Origin of the sequence: Acinetobacter lwoffii (assembly GCF_024129855.1) — a bacterium.
In the GTDB taxonomy this organism is placed as follows: Bacteria; Pseudomonadota; Gammaproteobacteria; order Pseudomonadales; family Moraxellaceae; genus Acinetobacter; species Acinetobacter lwoffii_L.
Window position 1 is genome coordinate 38255 of sequence record NZ_JAMXXC010000015.1, and the last position, 20432, is coordinate 58686.

Here is a 20432-nt window from a genome sequence, read left to right on the forward strand (position 1 = left end):
TACTGAGATGATATTTTCAAGCCTGTTTTTGCAGTTCGACTTTATTTGGCAATCCGAAAATCAGTAACAAGCCAAGCAAAGTCGATACTGCAGCAGCGATAAAAATAGATGTGCCGCCGACTTGATCCCAATAATGCCCAGCCAGAATACTGCCACTCGCCACGCCAACGCCCCACATGGTGCTGTAGAGCGCTTGCCCACGTCCTTGCTGCCCTGCAGAAAAATTCTGGAAAATCACTCGCATCGCAATCATATGAAATAAACCAAAACTTAAAGCGTGAATCGTTTGAGCAAAAAACTGTGCCATGAATGAAGCAGGAAAGACCCCGACGATGAACCATCTTAATCCGGTCATCAATAAGCATAACGTGACCAGATGGCGCCATGACCAGCGTGTCAGAAAGAACGTCGCATAGGCAAACATGATGATTTCCGCAATGACCCCGACTGACCAGAGCAGCCCAATCTGGCTGGTGCTAAATCCCGCCTGACTGAGATAATTGCTATAAAAACTATAAAACGGCGCGTGTGAAAATAGCAGAATCAATTCAATCAGGAAAAAACTATATACCACTGGGCGTTTAAATATCGGCCATAAGGGTTCGAGCTGTTTCTGGGCGGTAGGCGCCATCGTGGGCTCTTTAATGGTAAATGACCAGAGAAAGGCCAGAAATGAAATACACAGCAACAACACTGGCAACATACTGATGCTCATAATTTCAAAGACGGCGCCCAAGCCGAATACACCAATAATAAAACCGACAGATCCCCATTTTCGTACTTTGCCATAGAGTTCTGCTCTTTTTTCCCCGAGCCAAAACAAAGTCACGCCTTCAAACTGTGCCAAAATAGCATTCTGAAAGAAACTGAAAATCAGCATCAGTAAAGCTACGGACTGAAAGCTATTGGGAATAATAAAAATCATGAACCAGATACAGGCTTCCATCCAGGTGGCAATACGCACCAGCAACATACGTTTACCGGATTTGTCTGCAATCCAACCCCAGATCAACGGCGCAAAGAATCGGGTAACAATCGCAATAGAAGATAAAATGCCGATTTCCTGATAATTGAAGCCTTGATCTTCAAGATACAGACTCCAAAAAGGCATGAACGCCCCAACAATCGCATAGTAAAAAAAGTAAAATCCACTGAGTCTATGCTGGATTGCTAGAACTGGCATTGATTTATATATCCTAATATTTTCAAAATGTTAAACTCAATAAATTTCTATAGCACTGTATTCGACGACTCTTGATTTTGCTACGAGCATCTTGCATTAGTCTAAAAATAAATTTTCATAAGTTTATGGATAAATTTTGCTAAAGTAAAAATTCTGTGTTGAGTTAAATTAAAGTAAGAATATAAATCGGCTTCTATATTGAGCACACGATAAAGAGTGGAAACATTTTTAGAAAGGAGCTGGATGAACTTTAAATCTGGAGATCAATAATTACACAGACATTATCATTAATTTATGGCTAAAGTATGTCCAAAGAATTTTCAGATCATAGGCTAAAAAATTAAAATCAACTCTAGCTTTATAGCAAGGAGAAAATCAATGCCTAACTTTATAAGACCTATATGCTCGGGTCTAGTCTTCCTCCCTTTAATGGCAATAAGTATTTGTAGTGCGGCATATGCTAACGCTTCCCCTATAGCATCTAACTCTCCGAAAGATAATATTCACCCCAATATAGATCATCATTTAAGTGAAAGTCTTTATCCTGATGAAGCAAACATAACTGAAAAAATCGCAGATATAATTGAGCTATCGATTCGGAAAGAGTATTCCACAGGTATCGCGCTACGTGATGCCCATCCCAAAGCACACGGTTGTGTACGTGCAGAATTCAAAGTAGATGAAGCTCTTCCCAAAAACTTGGCTCAAGGTGTTTTTCTTCCTGGAAAAACATATCAAGCCTGGATTCGTTTCTCTAATGGTTCTAAAGATGCCCAACAAGCAGATATTAAAAAAGATGCCCGTGGCATGGCGATAAAACTTCTGGCTGTACCGGGAGAAAAGCTTTTAGATGATGAAACCTCTACTCAAGATTTCATTATGATCAATCATCCTGTCTTTTTTGTGAATGATCCAGTCAGATATATGTCATTTATGCAAGATATAAATAGCGATAGATTTTTCAATAAACTGCATATTCCTTTTGCATTAGGAGCTAAAGGAACCTGGATTGCCTTAAATACGAGAAATAAAATTTCTAATCCTTTGCAAACTAGATATTGGTCTATGGTGCCCTATCAATTAGGAATAGGCACTGATCGTCAAGCTATAAAGTATTCAGCTCAAGCATGTTCGACAGTGACAGATCCTCTTCCACATGCTCCGCATCATAATTTTCTAAGAGAAAAATTGCGCAAACATTTGCAAAAAAGTGAAGCATGTATGGAGTTTCTGGTACAGCCTAGAACATCAAACACCATGTCGGTCGAAGATTCCATGACTGAATGGCAAGAAAGTGAGGCACCTTTTTACAAGGTAGCCACTATCCGGATTCCTCAACAAGTTTTTGATACGCCTGAACAAAACAAGTTTTGTGAAAACCTCTCTTTTACACCATGGCATACACTACCAGAGCACAAACCTCTAGGAGTAATAAACAGAATGCGAAAAGTGATTTATGATCGTATTAGTCAGCTTAGACATGATTTGAATTCTACTCACAGATCAGAACCACATTAAAATATAAGTGCTTATATGAAGCTATCAGCTAGACTAAAATAACCAGTTGTACTGCTCATTCGCCTTAACTTAAAAGCTTTAGTTTACAAACTTTGTGCAGAGTTAATTTAGAAACATAAATAAAGCTGTTACATTAAAAATGACATTATAAAAAGGAAAATGGTTTCAGTGATGAAAATTAAACCTCCTATTATTAAATTGATCATGAGCTGTTTATGTTTAGGTTCAACATATGCAATAGCCTCTCCTCCACTTCCCGATAACAGCAAAATCCAAGCATCTCATATTTCGGAAAAAATACCGGGTACAATATTATCTATACAAGAACAAGATACTGATCTGTTTACGAATGCCTCACAACGTTTCTTAATTAATTATCGCAGTCGTGGCACAAAATCCGAGCCCATCGTCACTTCAGGCTATATCCTGTTACCTAAAGGCAAAGTCCCTAAAGATGGATGGCCTGTTCTGGCTTGGGCGCATGGTACAACTGGCGTTGCTGATACATGTGCACCCTCTGGCGATTATATGGGTGGGCCAGTCCATGTCTATCAACAAATCGCAGCTAAGGCATTGAATGCCTGGCTCGCTCGCGGCTATGCAGTCGTTGCACCTGATTATCAAGGTTTAGGCACTCCGGGCGGTCATCCTTATATGAATGCGCGAAGCCAGTTACATACTGTCGTTGATGCGGTACGAGCGATCCACCATTTAAAGCCTTATAACTTTAGTAAAAATTGGTATGTTATGGGTCATAGTCAAGGAGGTGCAGCATCTCTTAAAGTTGCAGCGTCCGGTCAAAAAGATGCGCCTGAATTTGATCTTCGCGGGGCAATTGCACTGGCGCCAGGCGGTTACCAATATGAAGGAATCGCTGAATATGTTGCTAGCAATTCGCAAATCACGACTGATGTCACCGCATTTTTTCCAATTGTGCTTTTAGGAGCAGAAGCTGCAGAGCCGATGCTTGCTCCAGCAAATTTGGTTAGCCCAGAAATGGGAGAAATTCTTAATCATGCACGCAGTCGCTGTTTGTCAGAATTACAATCTGACCTAAAACAAGCACCTAAGACTGTCTTTAAATCAAATGTAAATCTGGCACCTTTGACCAATTATCTAAAAGAACAGTCTATTGAGAATATGATACCGACTGTGCCGGTTCTGCTGGTACAAGGTGAGAAAGATCAACTGGTCGATTATCGTAGTACTTATGCTTACTACCAGCAGGTATGTACAAAGCAGAAATCTATCGCCTTCCATCTAGTCAAAAATGGAGATCATCGTGATTCCTTAAGACAGAGTGAATTTCTGATTGGAAACTTTATCCATTCAGTTGAACAAGGAAAAGCTTTGAGCACCTGCCCTACAAAATAACCCGGCGAGCTTTTGCATTTAATCATTAAAAACTCAAATATCTTCATATTTATAGAATAGTCCTTTAAATGAGCACTATTCTATAAAAGAGGATAAACTGATATTCATCCGTATTCTTACTTTGTGTTAAAACTACATTTACGATTTCGAATTGTTTTGAGCCCATCATTTTTATACCTTAATTCTTTAGCAGATAATAATTAGAATGAAAGAGGTTATTTATGTGCTCAAACTATGAATTCCCCTCAAAAAAACGTCTTTCCTTATTAGATATTCATGAAGAGCAACTCGAACTGGGCATGAAACCGCATGTTTATCCTTTAGCGCCAGCCCCAATCATTATGCGCGGTGCTGACGAATTTGAGCTGGATATCGCACGTTTCGGACTGATTCCAGTCTGGGCGAAAGAACTAAAATATGGCCGGCATACCTATAATGCACGGACTGAAACAGTCGCATCTAAACCGAGTTTTCGACATGCCTGGAAAAACAACCAGTTTGCTTTAGTACCGGTCGATACCTTCTATGAACCTAAATATATAGACGGTAAACCGCACTGGTTTGGTATTTCACGTGAAGATGGCAATCCTTTTACCGTAGCGGCAATTTATGATGACGCACACATTGATGGTGAGAAAATCAGATCATTTTCGATGCTAACCATAAATTCAGATCAACATCCCTTTATGAAACAGTTTCATGATCCGAATGACGAAAAACGCTCGATCATTGTGATTCCGGAAAAATCACGACATGACTGGTTGCACTGCGATCATGAACAAGCCCATGAATTTTTCTTTGAAATGAAAGATGAATTTATTGCAAAGCCTAGAGATCAACGCTTATTGGGAAATTAAAAAGCCCTAAACCAAGTTAGGGCTTCGTCCATGTGAAAAGCTATTTTTGCTCTCTCAATGGATTTTCCGGTTCTGCATTGGGTTTTTTCTCTGGTTTGACATGCTTATAAGATGCCTGATTACCCTTGTCGTCATTTGATTCTTTATGCGGATTTGATTCTTGCTCTGGCTTATTTGTCATATGCATCTCCTTCATATATCTATTAATAAATAAATATGATATCTGCTGCTAAACATCAATGTTATTTATGTTGCACATTCAGTTTTTATAAAGAGACAAACTTTCCTTCAAGTGCTCTTTGACATTTCACAATTCTTGTTGTTCATCTGAGCAAATAAGCTGTTCAGCCTGATCGTAGACGATACAGCAAAGAATATGAATTCGCGTGCGCGCCGATATCAAATACATGAAATTTTCTAACCTTATCCACTGACGGAAAAAGTCTTTTCATCTCAGCAAAACCTTTAGGATGATTGGCCTTAATCAGTCAATCCCCACCAGCTAATGCAGTTTCAGCCTGTGGCCTCTTTTGAATTGCTTCAAGAATTCGAGCGCAGATGCTCACCTATATATATTCTATTGTATTTTGCTATTTCAGTTCTAAGTACTAAGAATTTATCAAAACGTAATCCTATTGAAATATTTTTCTTATAAAGTATTCCTTGTGAGAAATTATGTTTAGATCCAAAAATTTTATCAGTAAAGAAAAACCCCGCCAACTGATGATTGAACGGGGATTGATCTTCATTAATATGTCTGATGATTTGGCACATTATTCAATATTTTTCAAGCAATCACGACACTGTTTGACCTCATCATGGTCACACGTGTAGTTAATTTCAGTCGCACCATGAAGACCAAATAAACAAAATATAAATTGCATCATGTTTTTCTCCTGAGTGTAAAAAGCTCGATCCAACATCAAGCTTTATTGCTTTAAATATAGAATGACTCAATACAAAATGATTGGATCAGCGATCTAGAACAACTTCAGTACTCAGCTCTGTTTAGCCTTTAAGTAAAATTGAAGCTTTTGGGGCTAAGTTCGTACAGGCTCTTCAGCTTGAGTCGTCTGATCCTTTTTACAATGATCACTTTTACAATGCTTGCTGCTCATCATCTGACACATTTTCTCTTTGCAAGATTTAAAACAACAGCCGACCATCACGCCCATGCCAAATGCGCATATACATCTCATCATAGCTTTGTCCTGTCTTTTCGTGAAAAGAGATATATAAATAACATCTATTCATGTATCTCTCCTGAGGGAATTTTCAGGCTTTATGTTGTGTATGAAAACTTATGTGAAAGAGAGTGAGCAAAAAATACAATCAGGAAAGAAAAAACCAGATTTAAGACGGAAAAGAAAAAGCCTGTTTAACTCTCCTAAATTAAACAGGCCTTATAATGTGCTGATTTTTAATTATTTTCATTAAGTTCTTAGAATGACGCCAAGATATCACTAGCCATGCAGCCGATCTGTGTAGGATATATAGATGCAATGTTTCAAAATATGAAAAAACCATTACTTTTGTTAATTAAATGACTGTAATTTATCCAAAAATATTTTTAATGAGAAAATAAGATTACTAAATAACCAAAACCCAAGAAGAATTGCTAAACCTATAAGTGAGAATGGGTTAATTTAGATTTTTAGAAGAAAATTCCTTATTTCAGTCAATATCGGATGTTATGAATGTTCAATGTCTCATAAAGTTTATAGATCATTGCTTTCTTTTTAGTCTTTTCTCTCTATAATTTTTCATATGAGCAATAACAATATTTTGGCAGCATGAAAAATCGCATACTAATTACTTTATTGATGAGTCTGGCAATAAGCGGCTGCCAAAAACAGCAAGCAGAGAATTCAGCCGAGGCTGCTGCAAATATTAAAGCGCAGTTTGAACAGTCAGATAATCAACTCAGTGCTTATCTGGACAAACTCGACTCTTCAACAATTAGTCTGGAAGAAAGAACACGCATCCTGTGTGAACAATATCCTAAAGAATATAAAAATAACTACATGCCTGCTCTGCTAAAACTTGCACCCAAGGAATATACAGAAAAAGAGTTGCTCACCGACCTAGACAATGCCTTGAATTTCTACAAGCTGAAAGCCAATATTCAGTGTTAATAAATACTTAGTTTAATCATGCAATGAAATATAAAAAAACCGCCTGATTCAGGCGGTTTTTTTATGAAGAGCGTATATCTTAAACAGAATTAACGCTGTGGTTTTCACTGATCTTGTTGATTACGTGAACGTTGTTGCTGCTGGTTACTATTTTGCTGTGGCTGTTGTTGCTGTTGGCCTTGCTGGTTTTGTTGCTGCTGGTCGCGCTGTTGCTGGTTGTTTTGACCACCCTGCGGCTGTTGTTGCTGCTGGTTATTTTGTTGCTGATTTGGGTTTTGCTGGTTGTTTTGTTGACGCTGCTGATCTTGATTGCGTTGTTGATTTTGCTGTTGCTGTTGTTGCTGCTGTTTCTGTTGGTCTTGCTGTTGATTATTAGCCATGGTGGTATTCCTTACTATTTGCTTTAAATTAAAAGCCGATAGGTTTCGACTTAATATCTACTCTACGCATTTTTCAGATTTCGCCAACCTTTAACCTGTTACAGATTAATTCAATGTAATAAATAGTAAGCTAAGTACTTGAAGTAGAGATTAATGCGCAACATAAATTACCTGATATAATGCAACAGGAACATAATGAAATATTTTATAGGTCAAAAATATATTATCCAATAAAAGGAATAACTTAAGTCAAATTTTATATATATAATTTTTAATAAAATTTAAAAAGTATTGTAAAATAGAATAGATTTACAGATATGTTATTTATATTTAATAATATATTAAAAATTAATCTAAATCACCTATATTTTAAAAAGATTAAATAAAATATTAAAAATCCAATTTTTTTAGAATATTCTTAACTGCGAGGAAATACGATACTTAACATGACCTCACTAATAACACTTAAGCTGTTTCAAATTTATCTTGACTTTAATTCAAATAGTTTTAGCTATTACTTTGATATTAACTTAGGTAAAATCATTGTTTTTAATTATATTTATTAATCTATTTATAATTAATAAGCCCCTTTAAAAGAGGCTTATTACATTCCGTTTTTATTAGATATTGACCACTTTCACGATAATCGTTTGAGTATCTTCCTGCTCTTCGGCCAGATGCAAACGTTTAAGCTCTTTGCTTTTTACTTTGAACTGCAAGTTCTGATAAGAAATTGTGCTTGGTATCTGATCAAAATATTGACCATCAGCGTCAATTTCTTCCTGAAATAATGGTGTACCCAATTGATAGTCAAGACTTTTTAAGACTACATATTTTACTGTGGTTTTCATTCCAACACCCTACTTTCACTAAGCACTTTATTTTTATTTTTACCACTGTTCCGCCTGAGAAGAAACCTCTATTTTTGAAAATAGCCCAAGCTTTAACCACTCAGATTTTGCGATCAGATCAACATGAAATTACACTAATCTATGAAAAAAATTTTAACTTTCATAAAAATATAAATATACTTGGAGTTGATCGACAGAAAAAATCTGTCTAAATTGATTAAAGTCCCTCCCACAAAGAAAATATAGAGACTATGATAAAAACCTGTTGCGGCTTACTCGAAGAGAAAAACATAAAAATTGCCTTTATCGAAAGCGCAAGTTCTGGATATCTCAGTAGCCAGTTCTCCATCTGTAAAGGAGAAGGTGCCGAAATTCTGATTGGTGGTTTGATCTGCTACGATGTAAGTGTCAAGACTTCAGTATTGGGCATTTCCAAGAATCTGATCAATAGTCATACTGCAGAATCTATGCCGGTGACGGTTGCTCTGGCGGAAGCAGGTAAAAAAATGTTCCGTGATGCTGACTGGATTATCGCCTGTACAGGGTTGCTTAAACCAGGTGGTAGCGCGACACCAGAGAAACCGGAAGGAACATTTTTTGTGGCCATTAATGATGGCACGCAAATCCATCAGTTCCAGTATTATCTCAAAGGCTCGCCACTTGAACGCCTCAACAAACTGTCCGCTGTAGTTGCACATGACATGATCAATCTGTTAAATAACAGCTAAGCTTTCAAAGTTACTGTGTAGCCTGAATAAGCTTCATTATTTCTACCGTATTTTAAGATAGATTGGCATGATCAAATGCCAATCTATTTTTTTGAGGGTGGAATGACCATGAATATTAAAACCGCACTGCTTCTGCTCCCTCTGAGCTTGCCCACTCTGGCTTTCGCTACCGTAGGCGGTCCACAAAATATTGAAGTTCTAGGCTATGAAGTCAAAGAACAGAAACTTTATATCATGCGTCATTATCTTGATGGTCGTGGACGCTTGCCTCAATTGTATTATTATAATTTTAAATCCCAAAAACCAAATCAATTGGTTCAGGTCAATTCCTTATATATCAATCCTAAAACCAAACGCATCGATTATGATCAAGACAGTCGCAAGTTTGATCAGGACATTGCCAAAATAAAAAAACGTTTAGTTTCATTGAGTCAGATTCACAAATCAAAGCCACAGCTTAAGGTCTTAAAGACAACAAAAGGTAGCGCGCCTGCCTGGCATGATCCTCAGGAAAAAGTGCCAAAATGGACCTATCAATATCAAGTGAAATCTGGCGCACAAAAAAGTCCGGTTCAGCAAGCAGTCAGTTATCAGCAAGGCTTGAAAATTAGCCAAGCCTATAAAGTTCCGAGACAGAATAAAACCCTGGTAATAGTAAAGTATCTGGGTATTCCTTTTGAAACAGGTTATAGCATTGAAGATCCGGCACTGTTAAGTCGATAACAGAATTCACTAAAAAAAATAAGGTCTCAATTGAGACCTTATTTTTATTCTAGGACATTTACGGATCAAGCCGCTGTAGAACGCTCAGCGATTGGCACTACTTTACGTAGTTCTGGACCGGTATAGTCCGCGCTTGGACGGATAATACGGTTATCTGCACGCTGTTCCATCACATGCGCTGCCCAACCTGTCACACGTGACATAACAAAGATCGGGGTAAACAACTTGGTTGGAATGCCCATGAAATGATAAGCCGAAGCATGGAAGAAATCCGCATTACAGAATAATTTCTTCTCACGCCACATGACTTCTTCGCAGCGCACTGACACTGGATAAAGTACGGTATCACCGACATCTTTGGCTAAACGCTCCGACCAGACTTTAATAATGCCATTACGCGGATCATTGTCCTTATAGATCGCATGACCGAAGCCCATGATTTTTTCTTTACGTTCTAGCATGCCCAGCATCTCACGTTCAGCTTCTTCAGGCGACTTCCAGTTTTCGATCATGTCCATCGCAGCTTCGTTGGCACCGCCATGTAGAGGGCCACGCAAGGAACCGATTGCACCGGTAATACAGGAATGCATATCTGACAGCGTTGATGCACACACACGAGCGGTAAAAGTCGAAGCATTGAATTCATGCTCTGCATACAGAATCAAGGAAACATTCATTACCTGTTCATGTAGCTCATTTGGTTTTTCACCATGCAGAAGATGCAGGAACTGTGCACCAATCGAATCATCGTCAGTATTTTCTTCAATACGTACGCCGTCATGACTATAACGATACCAGTAACAAATGATTGCCGGCAAAGTTGCCAAAATGCGGTCTGCGATATCCTGTTGCTGCTCAAAAGACTGCTCAGTTTCAAGATTGCCCAGCATGGAAACGCCAGTACGCATCACATCCATTGGATGTGAGTCGGCAGGAATACGCTCAAGGACTTCTTTTAATGCCTGAGGTAAAGTGCGCAAGGATTTCAGTTTGGCTTTGTAGGCAGCCAATTGCTCTGCTGTCGGCAATTCTCCGAAGAAAATCAGATAAGCGACTTCTTCAAACTGGCAATGTTCAGCCAGATCCTGCACGTCATAGCCGCGATAGGTCAGACCTGCGCCACTTTTGCCTACTGTTGAAAGTGAGGTTTTACCTGCCACTTGTCCGCGCAATCCTGCGCCAGTGAGTACTTTTCCTTCAGCCATTTTTTTAATTCTCCTGTTTAAACAGTTTATCTAATGTGTCTTCAAAGCTGTGATAATCTAAAAATTCGTAGAGTTCTTTTCGTTGTTGCATGATATCCAGCACATTTACCTGAGTACCATGTTCGCGCACCGAACGCATCACTTCAAGTGCAGCTTTTTGCATTGCACGTGTCGCTGACAATGGATACAGCACCATGCCAATGCCCTGCTCAGCCAGTTCACCTACCGTATAATACGGTGTATCACCAAATTCGGTAATATTCGCCAAGACTGGCACACCGACCGCATCGCATACTGTACGATACATGGTGATATCAGTCATCGCCTCAGCAAAGATCGCGTCTGCGCCCGCTTCAACACAGGCAGAAGCACGATCAATCACGGCTTGCAGGCCTTCTTTTTGCAGCGCATCGGTACGCGCCATCACCACAAAGTTTGAATCTGTTTTCGCATCTACAGCCGCTTTGATACGATCGACCATTTCCTGCTGCGATACGATTTCTTTATTTGGACGATGACCACAGCGCTTCTGTGCAACCTGATCTTCAATATGAACCGCAGCGGCTCCTGCTGCAATCATTTGTTTGATCGTGCGGGCAATATTTAATGCACCGCCCCAACCGGTATCAATATCAACCAGTAAAGGTGTATCCACACGCTCAGTGATCCGGCGTACATCTTCAAGAACATTATCCAGGCTGGTCATGCCCAGATCAGGCAAACCATAAGAATAATTCGCGACACCCGCACCTGATAAATAAATGGCTTTATAACCGACCTGTTTGGCCATCATGGCAGCATAGGCATTTACTGTGCCCATAATTTGCAATGGTTTCTCGACTTCAAGCGCTTGTCTAAATCTTAAACCTGCAGACATTTGTTCTGTCATCTTCCTTTTCCACAGTCTTGGCTATAATTATTGAAATTCGAGTATACTCATTTGGCTTGCTCATTCCATAACCTGATAAAACAAATACTCTAAAACTTTAGTCAAATTTTTAAGTTTTGCTTTACCTAATCCAGCAAATACTGCACTTATCCGGCGCAATTATGAAATATGTGCATATATTTGCTATGATGGCGTTTCAATCTCTATTGACATGTTGATGTACTATCTCCTATGCAAGACCTCGCCCTAGAACCGCTCGCCAAAGATCTGCCACAGACCAAACGTGGTCATGAGCGTTGTATTGCGCTGCTGATCAGCGCAACCGAGCTATTTCTGGAACGGGGTTATGACGCTGTCTCTCTGGATGATATCGTCCAGCATGCCGGTGGCTCCAAAGCCTCTATTTATAAGTACTTTGGCAATAAAGAAGGCTTGTTTAAAGCCATTTGCGATTATCGCCGTATCAAGTTTTTTGAAGATATCAGTATTCCGATCGAACTGATGGCACTGGATTTTCGTAGTTATTTAGTACACACGTTGCTTAATTTTTATCACCAGATCATGCAACCTGAAAATTCGGCCTTTATGCGTCTGGTACTGGAACAGAGTCAGCGCAATCCAGAACTTGCTCAGCATATTCATGAGCGAGGCCCGGTGCATGTGCAAAGTGCCATTGCCACGGCCTTAGAACAGGCAGATGCGCAAGGTTTATTACATTGCGAGAATCCGCAATATTCGGCGCAGCTGTATTTTGGTATTTTGCGCAATCTGGAATGGCGTATTCTGATGGGAATTCCGGTACAGGAAGATGATCAGGAAATCGACAAATACATCAATTATTGTGTGGATCGCTTTTTAGACGGTCATCAAAAAGTCTAGTTTTTTTGCATTTTTCATTGCTTATAGTATATTAGCCGATTCCGTATTTTTTCTTAAACTAACCAACAACTGATTGTTGATCGAGTTTTTCGGCAATTATTGTGGAGTAACGAATGGCTCTCCGTCACTTTCTCACCTTACGCGATTTATCAACTTTAGAACTTAACCAGATTTTGCAACGCGCAATTGAGCTTAAGCGCAAACAGCATAACAATGAAGTGTTCCAACCATTTGTTGGTAAAGTGATGGGCATGATTTTTGAAAAATCGAGTACCCGTACGCGTGTTTCGTTTGAAGCTGGCATGAGCCAATTTGGTGGCAGCGCAATTTTCCTGTCTTCACGCGATACCCAGTTAGGTCGTGGTGAACCGATTGAAGATTCTGCACGTGTGATTTCAAGCATGCTGGATATCGTAATGATCCGTACTTTCGGTCATGATATCGTGGAGCGTTTTGCATCTTATTCAAAAGTTCCAGTGATTAATGCTTTAACAGATGATCACCACCCTTGCCAGTTACTTGCTGACATGCAGACCTATGTAGAGCAACGTGGCTCAATCGAAGGGAAAACTGTTGCCTGGATTGGTGATGGCAACAATATGTGTAACTCTTATATTGAAGCTGCGCATATGTGGGGCTTTAATCTGAAAATTGCAGCGCCAAAAGGCTATGAGCCACAAGAAAAATTCCTGTCTGAATTTGCCCATTGTGTGGAACTGGTTCCTTCTGCTGAAGATGCAGCGGTGAATGCTGATCTGATCGTGACTGACGTTTGGGCAAGCATGGGCCAGGAAGAAGAACAGAAGATCCGTGAAAAAGCCTTTGCAGATTATCAGGTGAATGAACGTCTGATGGATCTTGCACATCCGGATTGCTTGTTTATGCACTGCTTGCCTGCGCATCGTGGCGAAGAGATTTCAGAAAATCTGCTTGACCATAAAAATGCTGTGGTTTGGGATGAAGCGGAAAATCGCTTACACGCGCAAAAAGCCTTAGTTGAATTCCTGATTAATGAAAATCTGAAAAAAGACTAATTTTTAAGATGAATCTTCACAAATTAAGCACCAATCTCTGGTGCTTTTTTTGTCTCAGCTCTTATAATCATTGTTGAAATGGAATAAAAGTGATTTTATACAATGCAAAAAAAATATTGGGCTTTGGCACTCTTGACTGGTTTTAGCAGTGCTGCCTTAGCGGTGCATGCTTCTGAATTTGACCAATATCTTCAAGAAAAAAATATTATTGACAGCAAATTTAAAATTCAGAAAAAAGCTGAACTGAATGAATTACTCGCAGTGCTCAGTGCAGAAGATTCCAGAACTTTACCGTTGCAGATTGATCAAAATACGATTATTGAACAATTGCAGTTAAGTGCCAATAAAACCACACTAAAAGGCATGATCATCACGCCCGATTTTAGCCAGTTTGAAAAAGACCTGGGGCGCAAAGAAGTGATGAAAGTCATTCGCAATAATCTGCTCAATAATTGTGAAATTTTCTTTGAACATCGCTATCAGATTGAGAACCCATACAAGGTTGAACTCAGCCTGAACTCGCAGACACAAACCTATAAAACTGATATTTCTCAGAAAGATTGTAAATTAAAATAATCTAACTAAATAAGACATCAAGTTTGATTTGAAATTAAAAAATCCAAAAACAAAAAAAGGTAGCTGTGGCTGCCTTTTTTAATAAGGTTTACTGTTATATCTTGCTAACGCACCAAGCCTTGCGGCTGCAAAATAATAATCAACGCGCCCAGTATTACCACCATGCCACCAAGTAGATCCCAACGCGATAGAGTCACTTGATCAACGAAGCGCAACCACATCAGTGCTGAAAAAATATAGATACCGCCATAAGCGGCATAGATCCGTCCTGAAGCAGCTGGATGCAAGGTTAACAGCCAGACAAAAGCCGCCAAAGCCAGAGCTGTCGGAATCCATAACCAGTGGCTTCTCCCCTGATTTAAAATCAGATAGGGAAAATAACAACCTAAAATTTCCATCAATGCCGTGACTAAAAACAGTAAAAATGTCGTGAACAGCTTGGTAACTTGAATATCCATAATTTATCTTTTAAATGATATGAATTTGATAATTTAAAATATGAGTGCATAAAAAAACCCGTGCAGGCACGGGTTTAATCTTTTTCGTTCATTAGGCCGGTTCAGCAGTCTGGTCTTCAAAAACTTCAAGTTTTAAGCCAACCGCTTTACCATTTTCTTTTTTCACCGATACTGCAACATTGCCGCCATTTTCAGCCAGTTCACCAAACAGGATCATCTCAGCCAGCGGTTTTTTCAGGTGTTCCTGAATCAAACGTTGCATTGGACGTGCGCCCATTAAACGGTCATAGCCATGTTCTGACATCCATTCACGTGCACTCTGATCCACTTCCAGCATGACTTTTTTGTCATCCAGTTGTGCTTGAAGTTCAGTCAGGAATTTATCCACGACATTTTCAATAATGCTGCTTGGCAATGCCTTGAACTGAATCACGCCGTCGAGACGGTTACGGAATTCCGGCGAGAAGGCTTTCTTCATCGCTTCCTGATTATCGTTACTATTGTCCTGTTCCATAAAACCAATGCTGACACGTGAAATACTTTCAGCACCAATATTGGTGGTGAGTACCAAGACCACGTTACGGAAATCAGATTTACGCCCGTTATTATCAGTCAATGAACCATGATCCATAATCTGCAATAAGAGGTTAAACACATCTGAATGCGCTTTTTCGATCTCGTCTAGCAACAGCACACAATGCGGATTTTTGTGAATCGCATCGGTGAGCAAGCCACCCTGATCAAAACCGACATAGCCCGGAGGTGCACCGATCAAACGTGACACTGCATGACGTTCCATGTATTCCGACATATCAAAACGAACCAGTTCCACACCCATCTGTTTCGCGAGCTGCTTGGTCACTTCGGTTTTACCAACACCTGTAGGACCCGCAAAGACAAAACTACCTACAGGCTTATCTGGAGACTTCAAACCGGCACGTGACAGTTTAATTGCAGAAGCCAAGGCCTCAATCGCTTCATCCTGACCAAAGACCACACGTTTTAAATCACGCTCAAGATTTTCCAGCACACTCTTGTCATCTTTAGAGACAGTTTTCGGAGGAATACGCGCAATTTTAGAAACGATGTCTTCAATATTTTCTACGGTGATTAAACTGTCATCTTGTTCTGCTTTGAGACGGCGCTGAGCACCGGCTTCATCAATGACATCAATCGCCTTATCTGGCAAGAAACGGTCGTTGATAAATTTCGCAGAAAGTTCTACCGCAGACACTAAGGCTTGATCTTCATATTCCACATGATGGAAATCTTCAAACTTCGATTTCAGACCACGTAGGATATCAATAGTTTCAGAAATAGATGGCTCATTCACATCAATTTTCTGGAAACGACGCGATAAAGCATGATCTTTCTCAAAGACCTGACGGTATTCCTGGAATGTGGTTGACCCGATGCAGCGTAAAGAACCATTTGCCAGCGCCGGTTTGATCAGATTCGATGCATCCATGGTACTGCCCATACTCGAGCCTGCACCAATAATCATGTGAATTTCATCAATAAACAACACTGCTTCAGGTTTCTTTTTCAACGCATTTAAAAGCTGTTTCAAGCGTTTTTCAAAGTCGCCACGGTATTTGGTTCCTGCCACCAAAGCACCAATGTCCAGACTGAAAATTTCAGCATTTTCCAGTGGTTTTGGCGCTTTACCATTGACAATTAACCAAGCCAGCCCTTCAGCAATCGAGGTTTTACCGACACCTGGATCACCGACAAGGAGTGGGTTATTTTTACGACGGCGGCAAAGAATTTGCGCGGCACGCTCGATTTCTTTTTCACGACCAATCAGTGGATCGGTCTTACCTTTTTGTGCTTCAACATTCAGGTTAGTGGTATAAAGTTCAAGTGGACCTGAACTTGCTGAAGATGCTGATTCGCCATCTAGATCTTCGATTTCTTCTTCAGACTGTACATCTTCTTTACGGGTACCATGAGACAGGTACTGAGTCAGGGTCAGACGGTTAATTTGATGACGTTTCAGCAGATAGACTGCAAATGAGTCACGCTCAGAATACATGGCAACCAGAATATCAGCACCTTCTACAGTACGATCGCCGCCGCTTGACTGCACGTGAAAAATCGCGCGTTGCAAGATCCGGTCGAAGCTTTCTGTCGGGTGTGGTGCCTGATCACTATTTTCACTAAGTTTAGGGGTATGTTGTTCTACGTACTCTTCTAATTCCTTACGCAACACGATGATGTCCGCACCACATGCTTTGAGAGCATTCACGGCTGAATCATTGTCGAGCAAGGCTAACAATAAATGTTCTACGGTCAGGAACTCATGTCTCTTTTGACGAGCCATGCTGACAGCCAAACGTAGTGATACTTCTAATTGACGACTGAGCATGTAACCCCCTTAATCTTTAGGCTCTATTTGGCAAAGTAACGGATGACCTTGTGATCGAGCATAATTATTGACTTGGTTCGCTTTGGTCTCCGCAATGTCTCGAGGATAAACCCCAGCTACACCCTTTCCTTCATAATGTACAGTTAGCATTACTTGTGTAGCTTGGTCAAGATTCATTGCAAAGTATTGTTGTAAAATTTCAATTACAAACTCCATCGGCGTATAGTCGTCATTTAATAAAACAACCGCATACAACGGTGGACGTTTCAGTTCTGGCGGTGCAGTCTGTACAGCTAGGTCAGAATCACCGTCTTCAGAGGGTTCATTTGCTAAACGTGGGCTGATATGCCAATCAACGATTCCAGACTCATTAAAAGAATTTTTAATATCACTTAAACACATTTGACGTTTATTGCTTGGCATAAGATTTATATTTCACACTTAATTTGCATTTGCTTCGGTTTTCGGAATTTCTGACAAGGTGGCAGACTGATTTTCGACTGCTTTGCCCTGTTCCCAACTAAAACGACGAATCACAGGCTTGGCACCAGTAAGACGCACTTCAATAAATTCTGGTTTAAAGCCTTTCGGCATGGTCCAGCGGCCAGTGAGTCGCTCATAATTTTCAAAATTAAAGTTTTTATCTTCCAGTGGTACCACCAGAATTTCAGTCCCTTTAATCAGGCGCAGTTCCACACTACCTGAAGCACGACTTTTGCCTGGACTGACCTGAACCAGATCAATCTGGTATTCAAAGGCATTTTCGGGTAATGGTTTAATCGACAGGTTTTGAACCGCCAATGCCAAACCACCACGCTGACGCAAAATTTCGCGATAAATGGTTCCCACACTTTCGGCCTGCACCTGTTCATCACGTGCCTTGGTCATGGCCAGATACAGATCATTGGCATTGCTGACCGCCAGATCACGCTCCTGAACCGCAGTATTCAGCGTCTTGTTCAGTGTTTCCAGACTGGCTTTCTGAGTCTGTACCACATCGACCAGTTGCTCTGCATCCGCATCATAACCCGCCGCAGTCAAACCCTGACGATGTCCTACGGTATATCCGAGTACGCCACTGCTTAAGATCAATACAGCCGCACCAATGGCTAAGGGGGTATTGCCTTTCATGAATGGTTTCTTAGTACCGGGTTCCTGAGGAAGCGTCGTATTTGACTCGTTATTCGGCATTTTGATCTCTTGTTTGCTTTAATCAAGACACACATTTAAATGCAAATCTAAATGTGTGTGAAGTTCTAATACGTTTTTTATGGTAATAAACCAATATTATTTAAGCCAGCGTCTTCAGCAAAACCAAACATCAGGTTCATGTTTTGTACAGCCTGACCTGCTGCCCCTTTTACCAGATTGTCTTGTGCAACCAGTACAACCAGTTTCGTTGGTTGTGGCTTATACAAGGCAATACGCAACTGATTCGCTCCACGCACTGAACGGGTTTCGGGTGAGCTACCCGCCGGCATAACATCGACAAATGCTTCATTGGCATAGAACTGCTCATATAGCGCTTGTAAATCTGCTGATTGGCCTGCTTCAGTTAAATCGATATAGATGGTCGACAACATACCACGAATCATCGGCACCAAATGCGGTACAAATAAAATATGATCAAACACATTTTTTTGACCTGAAATTTTTTCCAATGCTTCGACAATTTCAGGGTGATGACGATGACCCGCTACACCATAGGCCTTAAAATTATCGGAATTTTCAGAATAAATCATGCCCAGACTGGCTTTACGACCTGCACCTGATACACCAGATTTGGCATCGATAATAATGCTTTCAGGTTTCACCAATGCTTCAGCCGCTTTTAAGACTGGCGCCAGACCCAACTGAACTGTAGTTGGATAACACCCCGGATTCCCGATCACACTGGCCTTTTTAATTTCTTCACGATTTAGCTCAGATAAACCATAAACAGAATCTTTTAACAGTTCTGGACATGCATGTTGCATGCCATACCATTTTTCAAACTGTTCAAGATCTTGTAAACGAAAATCTGCCGCTAAGTCGATCACTTTGGTATTTGCAGCAACCAGCTCTTCGGCATGTTTCATTGCGACACCATGCGGCGTTGCAAAGAACACCACATCGCATGATTTTAATAAACCCAGACTCAAATCAGAAAATTTAAGATTGGTATGCCCGCGCAAGCTTGGGAACATGTCATCTACACGACGACCTGCTTCAGTACGTGATGTCAGTGCTGTTACATTTACATCTGGATGTCGTAGCAAAAGACGCAAAAGTTCAACGCCTGTATAACCCGTACCACCCACAATACCCACTGAAATCACGATGATTACCTCAAATAAATGTTTCCTTTATAAGGCCTAGTATGACAGGAAGTTGAGGTTTTCTAAACCATTTCACTGGGGTTTGCTGGTTTTTTAATTGATCAGTAGGATAAGGCCGGTTTAGAGGATTAAATGCATAGATTGCTTAGGCTATTTTAATAGAGTTATATGGACTTATTAATTATGCTTTTAGGCACCCCACCAATATGGCAACGGCGTATTTTTCAGCGTTATACGATGCTGCTGGAAATGCTGATCATGCTTGGCAACTTCTGCCCAAAACCGTGGACTATGATCAAAATGCTTTGTATGTACCAGTTCATGGACAGCGACATAACGCGCGACTTGTTCAGGAAATAATACCAGCGCGCTGTTCAACATAATGTCATGTTTGGCAGAACAACTGCCCCATCGGGTTTTGGGATGTCTAATGTTGCAGTTTTTAAAAGGCAAATGACATTGCTGTGAGACGAGATTTAAATATGAAGGAAGCTGTTCTTTTGCGTAGGCAATCACGAAAGTTTTTAAATATTCTTCAGGATGTCGGTCACTGATCCAAAGCTGTAGATCTTCATGATCAAAAATAAAGTTGTTTTTCTGGCTGTGATAAGAAATTTTTACTGCTGCTTTTAGATTGAATAACCGCAGCTCACTCGGTAGCGTCCGGTCAATATTTTCGATTTTTTCCTGCTGGGATTGCCAGGTTTTAATCAGCCAGCTTTCAGATTGTTCAATAAAATGCTGTATCTGTTTTTTGCTGCAAAAAACCGGTGCTGTAAGGCGAATCTGTGTTGCATCGACACGCAAACGTAACCGTGTTGAACGGACATTTCGGGTGATTTGAATTTCGGGTAGGTCGGATAAGGTCATTTTTTATATTTAATCATTTTTTTAATCCTCCCCCTTGCGTAGCAGTGCTACTCACCTTTATTAAGGAGGGAGAAAAGCTCCTCTTA

Annotated in this window: 21 protein-coding genes; 9 read left to right on the forward strand and 12 right to left on the reverse strand. The window is 40.3% G+C overall.

Annotated features, from left to right (window positions below; translation table 11 throughout):
- Positions 1 to 16: 16 nt before the first annotated feature.
- A complete protein-coding gene (locus tag NI465_RS11465) occupies positions 17 to 1183 on the reverse strand; it encodes an MFS transporter (protein ID WP_004280192.1) in 1167 nt (388 codons plus the stop codon).
- Positions 1184 to 1561: 378 nt separating this feature from the next.
- On the opposite strand from NI465_RS11465, the gene NI465_RS11470 reads away from it, so the two are divergent.
- The 3 genes from NI465_RS11470 (at position 1562) to NI465_RS11480 (ending at position 4932) form a co-directional block, all read left to right on the forward strand.
- The gene (locus tag NI465_RS11470; protein WP_253145374.1) at positions 1562 to 2701 is read left to right on the forward strand and encodes a catalase family protein; all 1140 of its coding nucleotides are present in this window, start codon (positions 1562 to 1564) and stop codon (positions 2699 to 2701) included.
- Positions 2702 to 2860: 159 nt separating this feature from the next.
- A complete protein-coding gene (locus NI465_RS11475; RefSeq protein WP_435575059.1) occupies positions 2861 to 4075 on the forward strand; it encodes an alpha/beta fold hydrolase in 1215 nt (404 codons plus the stop codon).
- A 221-nt stretch (positions 4076 to 4296) separates the two neighbouring features.
- The gene (locus tag NI465_RS11480) at positions 4297 to 4932 is read left to right on the forward strand and encodes an SOS response-associated peptidase (protein WP_253145377.1); all 636 of its coding nucleotides are present in this window, start codon (positions 4297 to 4299) and stop codon (positions 4930 to 4932) included.
- A 40-nt stretch (positions 4933 to 4972) separates the two neighbouring features.
- On the opposite strand, the gene NI465_RS11485 is transcribed toward NI465_RS11480, so the two are convergent.
- Positions 4973 to 5113 (reverse strand): hypothetical protein, encoded by a 141-nt coding sequence (locus tag NI465_RS11485; RefSeq protein WP_005107128.1) that lies wholly within the window; start codon positions 5111 to 5113, stop codon positions 4973 to 4975.
- A gap of 1612 nt (positions 5114 to 6725) precedes the next feature.
- Here NI465_RS11485 and NI465_RS11495 point away from each other — a divergent pair.
- A complete protein-coding gene (locus NI465_RS11495; RefSeq protein ID WP_005107130.1) occupies positions 6726 to 7067 on the forward strand; it encodes a hypothetical protein in 342 nt (113 codons plus the stop codon).
- A gap of 104 nt (positions 7068 to 7171) precedes the next feature.
- Here NI465_RS11495 and NI465_RS11500 read toward each other — a convergent pair whose 3' ends face one another.
- Positions 7172 to 7447 carry a hypothetical protein gene (locus NI465_RS11500; protein ID WP_253145379.1) on the reverse strand — a complete coding sequence of 92 codons (276 nt, stop codon included), beginning with the start codon at positions 7445 to 7447 and terminating at the stop codon, positions 7172 to 7174.
- 620 nt (positions 7448 to 8067) lie between these two features.
- Positions 8068 to 8298: a hypothetical protein gene (locus NI465_RS11505; protein ID WP_004280185.1), complete on the reverse strand. Its 231-nt coding sequence runs from the start codon at positions 8296 to 8298 to the stop codon at positions 8068 to 8070.
- A 251-nt stretch (positions 8299 to 8549) separates the two neighbouring features.
- On the opposite strand from NI465_RS11505, the gene NI465_RS11510 reads away from it, so the two are divergent.
- Both NI465_RS11510 and NI465_RS11515 read left to right on the forward strand, forming a co-directional pair.
- Complete coding sequence (locus NI465_RS11510; RefSeq protein WP_004280184.1) at positions 8550 to 9026, forward strand: CinA family protein; 477 nt, start codon at positions 8550 to 8552, stop codon at positions 9024 to 9026.
- A gap of 102 nt (positions 9027 to 9128) precedes the next feature.
- A complete protein-coding gene (locus NI465_RS11515; protein WP_253145395.1) occupies positions 9129 to 9749 on the forward strand; it encodes an aminotransferase in 621 nt (206 codons plus the stop codon).
- A gap of 65 nt (positions 9750 to 9814) precedes the next feature.
- On the opposite strand, the gene prpC is transcribed toward NI465_RS11515, so the two are convergent.
- Entirely contained in the window at positions 9815 to 10954 is a 1140-nt protein-coding gene (prpC, locus tag NI465_RS11520; RefSeq protein WP_044110021.1) for a bifunctional 2-methylcitrate synthase/citrate synthase, read from the reverse strand.
- Between the two features lie 4 nt (positions 10955 to 10958).
- Positions 10959 to 11843, reverse strand: coding sequence for a methylisocitrate lyase (prpB, locus tag NI465_RS11525; protein WP_180038692.1), 885 nt, complete (start codon positions 11841 to 11843; stop codon positions 10959 to 10961).
- A 231-nt stretch (positions 11844 to 12074) separates the two neighbouring features.
- Here prpB and NI465_RS11530 point away from each other — a divergent pair, with 231 nt between their 5' ends.
- The 3 genes from NI465_RS11530 (at position 12075) to NI465_RS11540 (ending at position 14332) form a co-directional block, all read left to right on the forward strand.
- Positions 12075 to 12722, forward strand: coding sequence for a TetR/AcrR family transcriptional regulator (locus NI465_RS11530; protein WP_253145380.1), 648 nt, complete (start codon positions 12075 to 12077; stop codon positions 12720 to 12722).
- Between the two features lie 113 nt (positions 12723 to 12835).
- Positions 12836 to 13756: an ornithine carbamoyltransferase gene (argF, locus tag NI465_RS11535; RefSeq protein ID WP_004280178.1), complete on the forward strand. Its 921-nt coding sequence runs from the start codon at positions 12836 to 12838 to the stop codon at positions 13754 to 13756.
- Between the two features lie 102 nt (positions 13757 to 13858).
- A complete protein-coding gene (locus NI465_RS11540; RefSeq protein ID WP_253099256.1) occupies positions 13859 to 14332 on the forward strand; it encodes a hypothetical protein in 474 nt (157 codons plus the stop codon).
- Between the two features lie 104 nt (positions 14333 to 14436).
- On the opposite strand, the gene NI465_RS11545 is transcribed toward NI465_RS11540, so the two are convergent.
- The 6 genes from NI465_RS11545 to NI465_RS11570 all read right to left on the reverse strand — a co-directional run bounded on the left by NI465_RS11545 (position 14437) and on the right by NI465_RS11570 (position 20346).
- Positions 14437 to 14790 (reverse strand): YnfA family protein, encoded by a 354-nt coding sequence (locus NI465_RS11545; protein ID WP_004646786.1) that lies wholly within the window; start codon positions 14788 to 14790, stop codon positions 14437 to 14439.
- Positions 14791 to 14881: 91 nt separating this feature from the next.
- Complete coding sequence (gene clpA, locus NI465_RS11550; protein ID WP_253145381.1) at positions 14882 to 17158, reverse strand: ATP-dependent Clp protease ATP-binding subunit ClpA; 2277 nt, start codon at positions 17156 to 17158, stop codon at positions 14882 to 14884.
- Between the two features lie 9 nt (positions 17159 to 17167).
- Positions 17168 to 17581, reverse strand: a complete 414-nt coding sequence (gene clpS / locus NI465_RS11555) for an ATP-dependent Clp protease adapter ClpS (RefSeq protein WP_004279780.1) — start codon at positions 17579 to 17581, stop codon at positions 17168 to 17170.
- Between the two features lie 18 nt (positions 17582 to 17599).
- Positions 17600 to 18349 (reverse strand): DUF6776 family protein, encoded by a 750-nt coding sequence (locus NI465_RS11560; protein WP_004279781.1) that lies wholly within the window; start codon positions 18347 to 18349, stop codon positions 17600 to 17602.
- Between the two features lie 77 nt (positions 18350 to 18426).
- On the reverse strand, positions 18427 to 19482 hold the full coding sequence (argC, locus tag NI465_RS11565; protein ID WP_171057010.1) for an N-acetyl-gamma-glutamyl-phosphate reductase: 1056 nt from the start codon (positions 19480 to 19482) through the stop codon (positions 18427 to 18429).
- Positions 19483 to 19665: 183 nt separating this feature from the next.
- Complete coding sequence (locus NI465_RS11570; RefSeq protein ID WP_253145382.1) at positions 19666 to 20346, reverse strand: M48 family metallopeptidase; 681 nt, start codon at positions 20344 to 20346, stop codon at positions 19666 to 19668.
- Positions 20347 to 20432: the final 86 nt, after the last annotated feature.